Source organism: Nocardia sp. KT25-26 (assembly GCF_056627695.1).
Genome location: NZ_CM152813.1, coordinates 3212996 through 3225775, shown reverse-complemented (window position 1 = coordinate 3225775; position 12780 = coordinate 3212996). Strand labels below are relative to the sequence as shown.

Below are 12780 nucleotides of genomic sequence, written 5' to 3'. Positions count from 1 at the left end.
CGGTACGACGGACCTTCGACACGGCACCCGGCGGAGTCCGGCCGGCACCGGAACGAATGACATTCGGCCGCAGCACCACAGCGACCCGGCGGGGCATCCTCGACTCGTGTCCGAACTTCGACCGCTCGATTCCGGATTCATCGAGCTGGAGGACGCCGACCGGCGCATCAGCCTCGGGATCGGCGTGGTCGCGATCGTCGCCGGCGCGCCTCCCGAACGCCCGGTGTTCACCGAGTCCCTCGGCGCCCGGCTCGCCGGGTTCCCCCGCTTGCGGCAACGCATCCACCGGGCGCCACTGGACATGTCCGCGCCGGTCTGGGAGGACGATCCGGCCTTCGACATCGCCCACCACATCCGCTGGACGGGCCTGCCCACCCCCGGTGACGAACGGACCTTGTGGGATCTCGTCGCCGCCGAACTGGAGGGCCGATTGGACCGTGATCACCCGCTGTGGCAATGCACGGTGGTCGAGGGGCTCGACGACAACCGGTGGGCGTTGATCGTGAAAGCCCACCACAGCCTCCTCGACGGCGTCTCGGGCGTCGCCATGTTCGAACTGCTCTGCGACACCGCCTCGGATGTGGGCCCGCCCGCACCCGAGGCCCGGAAACCGCACCACCGTCTCGGCCCGGCCGACCTGGTGAAGCTGCCGATGTCGGCGCCCGCGGCGGTCTTCGGCACGATCCGCAACCTGGCGCCGGTGGCCGCCGCCGTGATCCGACCGGGCCCGGCATCGTCACTGAACGGCCCCATCGGGCGACAACGCCGCTACACCGCGGTCCGGGTGCCGCTGCCGCAGGTCACCGGCATCTGCTCGACCTACGGTGTCACGGTCAACGACGTCGTGCTCGCCGCGATCGCCGGCGGGTACCACGACCTGCTCGAGCAGCGCGGCGAAACCCTGCCCGCCGCCGGACTACGCATCCTGGTACCGGTATCCATGCGTGCCGAACACGCGAAATACGTCCTCGACAACCGAGTATCGGCGGTGCTGCCGCAGCTACCCGTGGCCTGTACCGACCCGGTCGAACTGCTGCACCGGGTGCACGATCGCATGACCCGCCACAAGACCGGCGGTGCCCCGGCCGCCGAGCACACCGTACTCGCGATCGCACGGCGGCTACCGTTCGCCGGCGTCGCCTGGACCCTGCGCGCCGTCGGCCGGATACCGCAGCGCGGTGTCACCGCACTCGCCACCGATATCCGCGGGCCACGCCACGAACTCACCGTGTTCGGACGACCGGTCCTCGAACTGCTGCCCGCCGTCCCGATCGCCATGCGCCTGCGGACCGGTGTCGCCATCCTCAGCTATCACGACCGGCTGGCCTTCGGCATCACCGCGGACTACGACACCGCCGCCGACATCGACGTCCTCGCCCAGGGCATCCGCCGCACCCTCACCGACCTCACCCGCCGGGCCGCCACCGAGCGCCCCGGCCAGTAGTTCAACACCCAGACGCCGCCGGGACAGCTCACGTTCGGCTGCCCCTCCTAAGGTGCAGCCATGCTCGACAACGTCCGCGCCTACATCGACCGATTGCAGGCCGAGGGGCACACCATCGGCGCCGATCACGACGACGACCCGATCCTCATCGACCCCGCCGGACGCGCAGTCGACACCTGGCGGGAGAACTACCCGTACCCGGAACGCCTGCCGCGTGAGAGCTACGACGTCGACAAGTACCGCCTCCAGGTCGAGCTGCTCAAGTTCCAGAATTGGCAGCAGCGGACCGGTGAACGACATCTGCTGATCTTCGAAGGCCGCGACGCCGCCGGGAAGGGCGGCACCATCAAGCGGTTCACCGAACACCTCAACCCACGGCATGCTCGAATCGTCGCGCTCACCAAGCCCAACGACCGCGAGGCCACCCAGTGGTACTTCCAACGCTACGTCGCACACCTGCCCGCCGCCGGGGAGATGGTGCTGTTCGACCGCAGCTGGTACAACCGCGCCGGCGTGGAACGGGTCATGGGCTTCGCCACCGACGACCAATATCTGCAGTTCATGCGCGAAGTGCCGCTACTCGAGCAGATGCTGGTCGACTCCGGTATCCGGCTGACGAAATTCTGGTTCTCGGTCACCCGTTCCGAGCAGCGCACCAGGTTCATCATCCGGCAGGTCGACCCGGTCCGGCAGTGGAAACTGTCTCCGATGGACCTGGAATCGCTGGACAAGTGGGAGCCCTACACCGCCGCCAAAGAGGAGATGTTCCGGCGCACCGACACCGATCACGCTCCGTGGATCACCATCAAGAGCAACGACAAGAAGCGCGCCCGCCTCAACGCGATGCGGTACTTCCTGTCCACGGTCGAGTACGAAGGAAAGGATCCCGACGCCGTCGGCAGACCCGACCCGGCCATCGTGTTGCGTGGCCGCGACGCCGTCGACGACTGACCGCCGCCCGGCCCCGCAGTCACACCGCCGGCCGCACGGTGGCTCGTTCCCGCCGATCCCGGGCGGCAGCCACCGCCTCCTGCCGGGAGAATCCCTCGGCCGCCCAATCGGAATCGGCATACCACGCACGCCACGTCCCGTCACCCCGCTGTTCGGTCCGCACGTCCTGGTCCACGGCACCCACCTCGCCTTCGCACCCGTCATCGAGAAGCGGACCAGACGATATAACGGGTCGCCGCCGGGAGCGTGGGACGTGCGTTCGGACCGTCGAGTCGTGACCGAACCGCGGCCGGGACTGCCGACCGGGCTCACCGGCCGAGAGCGCATGCCGGTGACCGTCGGTATCCAATGGCAGCGGCAGCCACCGCGACCGGTACTCGGTCACCGACAGCGCCCCGACCGCTGTCAGACAGCCCAGCAGTCCTTCTGCCAGGGACATATCGTCGTCGCCCCAGCCGTAGATCGTCATGACGAAGCCGCGCCGCAGCGCGTCCGACGGTTGCACCGATACCGGGCATCCCGTGAGCAGCACCACCACATCCCGGACACCCCGATGCAGATCGGCAGCGTTCGGCCGATACCCAGCGGCGACCGAACGGACGAGATCGCCCGGCAACCGTTCGAGGCCGCCCAGGTAGCCGGGCGCGATCGCCGACCACCGCCGCACCGGCGGAAAGTCGGTGGCGTCCGGTCGCCCCGCCCAACGCCGCCGGGCGCGGTCGAGCAGAACATCGGTCATCCGCCGGCAGCGTGCCGGGTTCTCGACCGACCCCTCGGCTCGAACGAGCCAGCAGTCGACGCTCGCGGACAATTCGGGAATTCCTTGCACCGCGGTCATGGCATGCTCCCTTCGGCGAGACCGAAACCGCGCTCCGGGTTCCGGCGACGCCGGGCGCGAAGTACCACCCGCGTGCGGGGCCGGGATCGGCGGCGGGCGAGGACGAACAATCGAACCGCAGCGGTGCTCGCGAGTGCGACACCGACGATCACCGACAGCAGCGACACCAGCGCGCCGGCACCGATTGCGGCACCGGCGCGCAACATCCAAACGGCGGCCAGCAGCGGTCCGATCATCGCCGCAGCCACCGCGGAAAGGAGCAGCCCGCCCGTCGTCAGCACCACCGGATCCAACGGTGCGGCTGTGGTCGGCCGAAAGGCGTCCTCCCGGCCCGGCGCCGGATCCGGCAAACATTCAGCGCGGAACATGTGCACCCCTTTCGGCTGAACACCCGACCAGCACTTCCGTACGGAACTGGATATTACGTCGGAGAGCCGAAGAACGGCCCACACGATGCCCAACCGAAATCACCACCGACACCGCAGGCCGGTCCAGTGACCTCCAGTGCCACCATGGCCACACCGGAACAGGAGGTGAATCGTCACCGCCCATCGACCGGAACGGCCACGTGGATTTCCCGATATTCGGACGGTGTCATCCCGATTTCACTTCGGAACGCTCGATAGAAACTGCGGTCACCGGAGAATCCGCAATCGTCGGCAATCGTCGAGATAGTGCGGTCGGGCGATGATACGAGCAGCTCACACGCATGTTCCAGCCGCATCCTGCGCAGGACAGTCATCGGTCCACCCACATCGTCACCGAGCACTCGAAACAGCTTCCGGCGGGATATACCGCAGCCCTGAGCGATTTTCTCCGTACTCATCGACGGATCATCGAGGTGGCCCCGGAGGTAGGCGACGACATGTTCACGCACGAGCGCATGAGCAGAGTCGATATCAGGATCACGTCCCACCTCGGTCGCGATTGCAGCACCCAGTAGTCGCACTCCGACATCGAGCAGTGGGGCCGACCCCAATACATCCGGGGGCAGTTCGACGAACCGCCGGAAGAAGTCGATCGCCAGCCCACCGTGCGCCGTCGGAGGCAGCATCGAGGCAACCGGGAACGCATCGTCGCCGAGACCGGTGGCACGAACCAGCAAATTCCTGGGAACCCTGATCAGAATCCCCCGGTACTCGGTGGTGCGCGCAACCTGCGGCTGCTCACCGTCGACGATGAACATCGCACCGGTGGGCACCCGGATCGTCCGGTCGACCCCGGCGACTTCGATGCTGCCGGACACCGTGATTCCGGCAGCAACATAGGACTCGGTGGCGCGACTGATATGCCTCGGATTGCGCCGGGCGACCTGGGCACTGTGGTGCACCAGCGCAATCGACAGCGGTTCCGACATCACCTGTGGCGTCAGCGCGCCCCGGAACGGCCCGTCGGCGACGGGTTCGATCGCGCACGGCAGGATCGAGTCGCCGAATATCGATGCCCACAGGTCGAATGCCTCGTACGGCGCAGCCTCGTCCGTCGATATCGTCGGCCCCCTCACGACCACCTCGTGCTCGCTCATGATCATCATGTTCACATGTACGTGGCCGTTCGCCGAGCTGCCACACCGCAGCAGCACAACGGACGCCAGCACTCGGCAACCGTCGTAACCTGCAGCGAAGGCATCGAACGCACCGATGTGCCCACCGATCGGTGGACATCCGCTCCCTTGGGTCCACCGATGCCGGTTCCCGCCGATATCCGCCGGGTCGGGGTCCGGCCGCCTTCGTCTTCCACCCGACTCAACGCCTGCGAAGGCGGCCAGCGGGTGGTCCTCGACATCGCCTCTCCCAGCGCGGAGCTTTCCACGGCAACCGGCTGTCGACCGAATCGTGAGAACCGGTCATCGGCCCTGCCGTGACTCCGCGGCCGATGCCACGCCGGTACAACACTCGCAGGCGGCATCCACCGGCCCGGGTTCGACAACGATCGGCGACGGCTCCAATGCGAGCACACCCCCGGGCCGCGCCGGTACCGCCGAATCTGCGGCGGCCCCATCCGGAGGCGGGCAACACGCGCACCCGACTGTGCGTCCGGTATCCGGGCCGGATTCCGCTGTCCTCCCGGGTGACTGCGTATTCGGCAGCGGCCGGAGCCGCGCCGCCCGCACCCCGTTTCCGATGACGAACACCTCTGCCAGCTCGTGGATGAACACAACGGCTGCCAACCCCAGCACGCCGGTGGCGGCCAGCGGCACCAACGACACCACGATCGCCGCCGACAGACCGATGTTCTGCAGCATGATCGCCCGCGCCCGCCGGGCGTGCCGCACCGCCTGCGGCAGGTGCCGAAGATCGTGGCCCAGCAACGCCACATCGGCCGTTTCGACGGCCACATCGGTCCCCATGGCGCCCATGGCGATACCCACGTCGGCGGTCGCGAGCGCCGGAGCATCGTTCACCCCGTCCCCCACCATCGCCACCGCACCACGACGTTCCCGGCGGAGCCGATCGACATGGCGGGCCTTGTCGGTGGGCAGCAGCCCGGCATGCACGTCGGCGATACCCGCCCGCACCGCGAGCGCCCGAGCGGTACCGGGATTGTCGCCGGTCAGCATCGGCGTCGCGACGCCGGCCCGGTGCAGCGCAGCCACCGCCTCCGCGGCTTCGGGGCGCAGTTCATCCCGGACGCCGATCGCGCCGATCACGGTGTGTTCCAGTTCGACGACCGCCACGGTGACGCCCGCATCCTCGAGCCGGTTCACCGAAGCTGCCAGCACACCCGGTGCCACCCACCCGGGTTTGCCGAGCCGGGCAGGCAGCCCGTCGACCGTGCCTTCGACTCCCGCACCCGGAACGGTGGTGACCGCTGCGGCCCGGCTCGCCGCGGGGGCCTCCGCCAGAATCGCCGCGGCGAGCGGGTGTTCGCTACCCGACTCCAGTGCGGCTGCAACCACATGCACATGCTCGGGGGTGTAGCCGGGCGCCGCCACGATGTCCACGACCGCGGGCCGGTTCCGGGTCAGCGTCCCGGTCTTGTCCAGTGCCACGGTACGCACGGCGCCCAGCGCTTCGAGGGCCGCACCACCTTTCACCAGCACTCCGAGTCGGGAGGCCGCACCCACCGCCGCGATCACCGTGACCGGCACCGAGATCGCCAGGGCACAGGGCGCGGCAGCGACCAGCACCACCAGGGCCCGTTCGACCCAGACCGCCGGGTCACCCAGCACCGCACCGACGCCGGCGATCGCCGCGGCGAGAACCATCACCGCCGGCACCAGAGGTGCGGCCAAGCGATCGGCGAGCCGTTGTCGCACCCCCTTGCGTCGTTGCGCGTCCTCGACCACCCGCACCACCTTCGCGAGCGAGTTGTCCGCGACGGTCACGGTCGCCTCGACCTCCAACACACCGTGCGCATTGATCGACCCGGCGTACACCGAATCCCCCGGACCCACCTCGACCGGTACGGATTCCCCGGTGATCGCCGCGGTATCCAGGCTCGATCGGCCGCTCCGGACGATCCCGTCGCTGGCGATCCGGTCACCGGCACGGATCAGCATCCGGTCCCCCACCTGCAATTCGGCCGCCCGGATCACGGTGCCGCCCTCGGCACCCACCACCCGCACCCGGTCCGGAACCAGCGTCATCAGGGCCCGCAGACCACGCCGGGTGCGGGTCAGCGAATAGTCCTCCAGGGCCTCACTGATGGAGAACAGGAAGGCGAGCATGGCGGCCTCGGCGAATTGACCCAGGATCAGCGACCCGGCCAGCGCGATGGTCATCAAGGTGCCCACCCCGATCCGGCCCCGGCGCAGCGCACGCAGCGTGCCCGGCACGAATGTCGCACCGCCGACGGCAGCCGCGGTCAGATATAGCACCGCTGCCGCGGTCGGCGACACTGTCCAGCCGGTGACGAACCCGGCGACCAGGAGCACTCCGGCGGCTGCGGCCGCCTGCAGTTCCCGCACCTGCCATACCCGTGGCGGCTGCTCGGCCGGGCCGTGCTCGGCTGGGGCGGCGTCGGTTCCACAGCATGCGTCGCTCATTCCGGCCTCACCTCCGTATCACCCGATTTCGGCTTCGTCAGCAACACTGCGCGGACTGCGCATCTGCACAACATGCGGGATCGACGGCCAGCACCACTCCCAGCAGGTCGCCGAGCGCATGCCCGATCCGCGCATCGGCCAGTTCGTATCGATTGCGCCGCCCCTCGGGCACCGACACCACCAGTCCGCACCCGCGCAGGCAGGCCAGGTGGTTGGACAGAATCTGGCGTGACACCCCGATCCGCTCCGCCATCTCGGACGGATAAGCGGGCCCGGACCGCAGGCTCAGCAGAATCTGCGTCCGGGTGGCGTCGGACAAGACGTGCCCGAACCTGGCGAGTGCATCCGAGTGCAGCAATGTCTCCACACCTGGACGGTACATCATTTTCTGAATCCAGAAAATCATGTAGCCACAGATATTCCTTGACAGGAATATTCACTCCGTGGAATTCTTATCGCCATGGAACGGATCGCATCGGCACTCGGCGACAGCGCCCGATGGCGCATCGTCGAACTGCTCGCCGAGCGCCCACGCTCGGTCGGAGAACTCGCCGAACTGACCGGCCTGCGACAACCCCAGACCACCAAACACCTCCAGACACTGACCAAGGCCGGACTGGTCGCCGTCTTCCCGCTCGGTCAGCGACGGGTCTACGCAATCGAAACCGCACCCCTGCAGGAGTTCGGCGACCGCCTCCGCGAACTCGCGGCCACCGCCATTGCACAGGCCGGCGAACGCGACGTCCTGGAGCGCTACCGCGCCGCCATCGAGACCGAAACAGCGGCCGCAACCCGCGACCGCTGGGCAGACGGCCGCCACTTCGGCTTCGAGCGGCAACTCCCGGTCGACCGCGACACCGCCTGGCGGTACTGGACCGACCCGCAACTGCTGAAAACCTGGTGGGCACCACCGTCGATGACCCTCACCGATTGCATCATCGAACCCGAGCCCGGCGGTCGCACCGTCCTCGAATACCGGGACTCCGACGGCCGGATCCACCGATCCGAAGGCCGGGTACACGCCGCCACCGCGCCCGCCCGGCTCGACTTCGATCTCGCGGTACTCGCCGAGGCAGGGACCGTTCTGTTCACCGGCGCCTACCATCTCGCACTCACCGACCACGCCGCCGGCACCCGCCTCCGGCTCGACCTCGACATCACCGACACCACGATCGAGTCCGCCGCCTTCATCGCCGGTATCGAAACCGGCTGGGGCCAGGTGCTCGACATCCTCACCGACACCCTCGGCACCACCACAGAAAAGGACCCCCGCGCATGAGCACCGACACCCGCAAGGTCACCGCCAATATCGCCCTCACCCTGGACGGCCGCTACAACGGCCCGGGCGGCCCCGCCGACCTCGGCCCGATCGTCCGCTACGCAACCACCGAAGTCGGGCGCAACCACCTCGCCCGGATCCACCGCGACGCCACGACCGCTCTCCTCGGCCGCGGCAACGCCGAAGGATTCCTCGGGTTCTGGCCGACCGTCGCCGCCGACGCGACCGCCGACCCACGCGATCGCGGCTACGCCGAGTGGCTGATGAAAACCGAAAAAGTGGTCCTGTCGACCACCCTGACCGACGCACCCTGGGACAACGCCCGCATCATCGACGCCCCCGCTGCCGACGTCGTCACCGATCTCCGCGCGCACGGTACCGGCGAGATCCTCGTCAACACCAGCCCCACCATCACCCGGGCCCTGCTCGCCGAGGACCTGATCGATCGCCTCTACCTGCTCATCTGCCCGGAGATCGCCGGAGGCGGGCAGCGGCTGTTCGACGACGGGCTACCGGCATCCGGCTGGCAGCTCACCCACAGCGAAGCGGGTGCACTCGGCGAACTCGCCGTCATCTACGACCGCACCCGCTGACCTGCCCTGCGGCAGCGCCCCACACCGACTGCGCGACCGGTGTGGGGCGCACCTCACCGGAGTATCCTCGACCTGTAATCCCGCGGCTGATCGACCCAGCCGTCTCCTCCGGCGCACTGCACGAACGATCGGCCGAACCGAAGATCTTCTCCCTGGAGGGTGCGATGTCGGGCAAGGTGGTGCATTTCGAGATCCCATTCGACGACGGCGACCGGGCGCGCAAGTTCTACTCCGAAACGTTCGGCTGGCAGGTCATGCCGGTCCCGGAGATGGAGTACACGATGGTCATGACCGGACCGTCGGACCCCGAATCCGGCCCCACCGAGGCCGGGTTCATCAACGGCGGCATGTACGAACGCAGCGACATGTTCCCCGGCAAGGCCTCGAACATCGTGATCGATGTGCCGAGCGTGGACGATGCGTTGGCCCGGGCCGCTGCGGCCGGCGGCGCCGTCGTCACCGAGAAGATGCCCGTCGGCGAGATGGGTTTCGTCGGCTACTTCACCGATACCGAGGGCAATCTCATCGGGCTGTGGGAGACCGCCGGCGCGTGACGTCCCCGGCCTCGGTACGACTCACACCGTGCCGGGACCGCCCGGCGCCGACTTGCGCAACAGCTCCATCGCCGTCCGCTCGAGTCGCGACAGGTCGGCGAGAAGCACCCCCGCCTCGTCGAGGTGCTGGGCGACCCCGGTCTCCCCCGACCGGGCGATCAGCGCGGCAACCTCCGTCCACAGGTCGGCAGCCTCGGCATACCGTCGATACCCGGCCCGTAGGTCGGCACTGTCCACCCAAACGCAGCATTCGGCCAGGAAGTCCCGATACAGATTCCGGAACAGGGCACCTCCGGTTCCCGCGTACTCCATCAACATCGCAGCCTGCTGCAGAACCCGTCGAGGATCGCCGGTACGCTCCCACCAGGTCGGCACCCGTCGCGCAGCTTTTTCGATCCCGCGGTATCCGAGATTGGCGATCGGCGGGTTCAGAAAAGCGTCGGCGCACCTCTCGATCGCCTGCAGCATCCGGTCTCGTGGTGCCGGCAGTTCCCGAGGTGCCGTGAGCGTGAACGAGCGATGCCGTACGGTCATCGGGCCACGGGCCGCCCGTGCCGCCGCCAAACTCGACCGGCCGGTCACCACGCTGCCGCCCTGTCCGCGCGTATCCACCAAGTACGCGTTCCGGTCGTCGTAGCCGTACATGGCGACGATGTGGCCACCGAAATGCACCTTCGACCCGAAGTAGTCCAAGTGGTAGCTGTCGAGCTGCAACCCGACCGGGTCTCCCCCATCGAGCACGTCGACCACATCTGCCCAGCCTCTGCGCGGTGAGGCCGTTTCCCGAACCACCAGCTCCAGCCCCAACCCGGCAGCGAGATTGCGCGTCAGTTCGAACGGCTTCACACGTCCGCCCAGAAACGGGAACTCCAGCTGCTTGCTGTCCCAATAGACGAACGAGAGCCCGCAACCCAGGCCGAACAGCATCGGCTCGGACAGATCGATTCCCCGATGCCGCAGCAACACCCCCAGCGTGGTCGTCTCGCAGTGCTGCATTGCTCGGCCATCGATATCGGGCACGGTGGGCATATCTCGATAGTGGCACCTCCAGTAGCTGGAGATGCCACTCCGGAGGCTCGGCTCCCTGGTCGAAGCAGATTGGCGATGTGTCGGGACGTTGGTTTGCAGGTCTAGGTGAGTGGTGTTGTTGGTTTGGATGAGGACTAATTGTTTGATGCGCATATCTACGTAGCCAGATACTATTCCTCGAGGTACCGAGTGCTGTTCGGTGTGATCCCTTCAGCTACCGGACCCCCTGCTCCAGCAATGCGGTCGGCGCAACGTCCCACTCCCCGCGTCGGTTCGCCGTCCGAGACTCAGCAGCCGGTCCCCCACTTTCGTACGGGGATCATCCATCACGCCGATACGGCGACAGCACGATCGGTGCGACGTAGGTGACGGCCAGTTCACGCACGGCAACCCGGTCCGTCAGATCGGTGAACGGCCCCGGGGAAGCGAGGTAGCCGAGCATCAGGTGGACCAGGATCTCGGCTTGCCGCCGAGCATCGGCGGGCGGCAAGCTGCCATCTCGCTGATATTCGAGGAGCATGGCGGCCACCGCCTCCTGACCGAGGAACAGTGGGGACGGATCACCCGATCCGAGGTCGGCCAGGAACTCGCCCACGCCGGCCGGATCCCGGCGGTTCAACATCGGATGGTCGCGCCAGTCCAGGCAGGCAGCGAAGGTGTTCGCCAGATGCTCGATCGGGTCCGGGGTGGCGCGGCGGGAACGATCGATGTCATCCAGGAAGCGGCGGGTGTCCCGCGCCAGCAGCCGTTCGAACAGTCGCTGCTTGGAGCCGTAGTGCCGGAACAGGGTGGCTCGGCCGACGCCCGAGGCCGCGGCGATCTCGTCCATGGTGATCTGGGCCAGGGGCTTCGTGTCCAGGATCCCGAGGGCCGCATCGAATACGTGGTCGTCCCCCGGATCCGGCGCCGGATCGGCCCGGCGACTCAGCTCCACCGCCCGTGACACCAGCTCGCCGGAAAAAGTCACCGGATAATCCTTCCACGCGGGCACCTACCTGTGCCATAGTCCGAAGTGAGACTGATTTTACATTTGAGTCTCACGCGGGCCGGTGGCGACCGGTCCGGTCGCCACCGAAGCCGAAAGGTGATCACGATGGACCTGCGTGGCCGTTACGAGTGGAAGCGGACGATCGATCGACTCGATGCCGAGAAGGACTGCCGGGAGATCGTCCGCATCCTGCACCAGCACGAATTCCCCTGGGACATGTTCTACTCCGGCGCCCTCGCCCAGTTCCACACCTTCGCGGTGCCGAGTATCGGTGATCTGCTCGGCCGGACCGGCACCTATGTCGACACCCCGCAGAAGCGGATCGACGACACCGCGATCATCCTCGCGACCTTCATCGAGCACGACTACGACTCCACGACCGCGAAACGGGCCTTCCGCCGGCTGAACAACATGCACGGCGCCTACGACATCGCCAACGACGACATGGTCTACACCGCCGCCAGCCTGCTCATCGGCCCGGTCCGCTGGGTGAACACCTTCGGCTGGCGCTCGCTGAGCGACCACGAGATCGTCGCCGTCACCAACCACGTCCGAGGCCTGAGTCGCCGGATGGGCATCAAGGACATTCCGGAGACCTACGCCGAGTGGGAGCGGTTCTACGACGACTACGAAGCCGCGCGGTTCGGCTACAGCGCGGGCGGCCACGCCGTGGCCGAGGCAACGCTGCAGGTGATGGCCACCTACTCGCCCTTCAATCTGCTCCCCGCGTCGCTCAGCCATCGCCTGGCGCGGTGCCTGATGGACGACCGACTTCTCGACGCACTGCACTACCGGCACCCGACTGCCCTGGAGAAGCGGCTCGTCGCCCTCGGCCTGACGCTTCGCGGCAAGCTGGTCCGCCTGCTTCCGCCGCGGCGTAAGCCGCAGCCGACGGAGGACACCGGATTCATCCGCTCCTACCCCGACGGCTACCGGATCGAAGAACTCGGCACCTTCCCCCGCGGCGGCTGCCCAGTCGTCCACACCTCGCCCGAAGCGGGGCTCTCGGCACCGAAGTAGCCGCGCCGCAAATTTCTTTCGGCGCGATGTCGAGAACCCGTGTGCTGCTCCGTCCCCGGAGTGAAAACGGCCAGAATGGGCCGTACCGCACCGAGG

13 protein-coding genes are annotated in these 12780 nt (G+C 67.8%); 6 read left to right on the top strand and 7 right to left on the bottom strand.

What is annotated here, in order from left to right; genetic code table 11:
* The first annotated feature begins 106 nt into the window (after positions 1-106).
* Complete coding sequence (locus tag AC1HFH_RS14650) at positions 107-1444, top strand: wax ester/triacylglycerol synthase family O-acyltransferase (RefSeq protein ID WP_480243328.1); 1338 nt, start codon at positions 107-109, stop codon at positions 1442-1444.
* 60 nt (positions 1445-1504) lie between these two features.
* Positions 1505-2395, top strand: coding sequence for a polyphosphate kinase 2 (gene ppk2, locus AC1HFH_RS14645; RefSeq protein ID WP_480243327.1), 891 nt, complete (start codon positions 1505-1507; stop codon positions 2393-2395).
* Between the two features lie 19 nt (positions 2396-2414).
* Here ppk2 and AC1HFH_RS14640 read toward each other — a convergent pair whose 3' ends face one another.
* The 5 genes from AC1HFH_RS14640 to AC1HFH_RS14620 all read right to left on the bottom strand — a co-directional run bounded on the left by AC1HFH_RS14640 (position 2415) and on the right by AC1HFH_RS14620 (position 7588).
* Entirely contained in the window at positions 2415-3134 is a 720-nt protein-coding gene (locus AC1HFH_RS14640; protein ID WP_480243326.1) for a hypothetical protein, read from the bottom strand.
* A gap of 95 nt (positions 3135-3229) precedes the next feature.
* On the bottom strand, positions 3230-3517 hold the full coding sequence (locus tag AC1HFH_RS14635) for a hypothetical protein (protein WP_480243325.1): 288 nt from the start codon (positions 3515-3517) through the stop codon (positions 3230-3232).
* 257 nt (positions 3518-3774) lie between these two features.
* Entirely contained in the window at positions 3775-4758 is a 984-nt protein-coding gene (locus AC1HFH_RS14630; RefSeq protein ID WP_480243324.1) for a helix-turn-helix domain-containing protein, read from the bottom strand.
* 321 nt (positions 4759-5079) lie between these two features.
* Positions 5080-7221, bottom strand: a complete 2142-nt coding sequence (locus AC1HFH_RS14625) for a heavy metal translocating P-type ATPase (protein WP_480243323.1) — start codon at positions 7219-7221, stop codon at positions 5080-5082.
* Between the two features lie 37 nt (positions 7222-7258).
* A complete protein-coding gene (locus AC1HFH_RS14620) occupies positions 7259-7588 on the bottom strand; it encodes an ArsR/SmtB family transcription factor (RefSeq protein WP_480243322.1) in 330 nt (109 codons plus the stop codon).
* 93 nt (positions 7589-7681) lie between these two features.
* Here AC1HFH_RS14620 and AC1HFH_RS14615 point away from each other — a divergent pair, with 93 nt between their 5' ends.
* From AC1HFH_RS14615 to AC1HFH_RS14605, 3 genes are all read left to right on the top strand, one after another.
* On the top strand, positions 7682-8500 hold the full coding sequence (locus AC1HFH_RS14615) for a metalloregulator ArsR/SmtB family transcription factor (protein ID WP_480243321.1): 819 nt from the start codon (positions 7682-7684) through the stop codon (positions 8498-8500).
* Positions 8497-9093 (top strand): dihydrofolate reductase family protein, encoded by a 597-nt coding sequence (locus tag AC1HFH_RS14610; protein WP_480243320.1) that lies wholly within the window; start codon positions 8497-8499, stop codon positions 9091-9093. Before AC1HFH_RS14615 ends, AC1HFH_RS14610 begins: the two co-directional genes overlap by 4 nt.
* 164 nt (positions 9094-9257) lie before the next feature.
* On the top strand, positions 9258-9647 hold the full coding sequence (locus tag AC1HFH_RS14605; RefSeq protein WP_480243319.1) for a VOC family protein: 390 nt from the start codon (positions 9258-9260) through the stop codon (positions 9645-9647).
* 21 nt (positions 9648-9668) lie between these two features.
* Here AC1HFH_RS14605 and AC1HFH_RS14600 read toward each other — a convergent pair whose 3' ends face one another.
* Together AC1HFH_RS14600 and AC1HFH_RS14595 are read right to left on the bottom strand one after the other, a co-directional pair.
* On the bottom strand, positions 9669-10829 hold the full coding sequence (locus tag AC1HFH_RS14600; protein ID WP_480243318.1) for a BtrH N-terminal domain-containing protein: 1161 nt from the start codon (positions 10827-10829) through the stop codon (positions 9669-9671).
* A gap of 166 nt (positions 10830-10995) precedes the next feature.
* Positions 10996-11643: a TetR/AcrR family transcriptional regulator gene (locus AC1HFH_RS14595; RefSeq protein WP_480243317.1), complete on the bottom strand. Its 648-nt coding sequence runs from the start codon at positions 11641-11643 to the stop codon at positions 10996-10998.
* A 126-nt stretch (positions 11644-11769) separates the two neighbouring features.
* Here AC1HFH_RS14595 and AC1HFH_RS14590 point away from each other — a divergent pair, with 126 nt between their 5' ends.
* Positions 11770-12684, top strand: a complete 915-nt coding sequence (locus AC1HFH_RS14590; protein ID WP_480243316.1) for an oxygenase MpaB family protein — start codon at positions 11770-11772, stop codon at positions 12682-12684.
* The last annotated feature ends 96 nt before the right edge of the window (positions 12685-12780 follow it).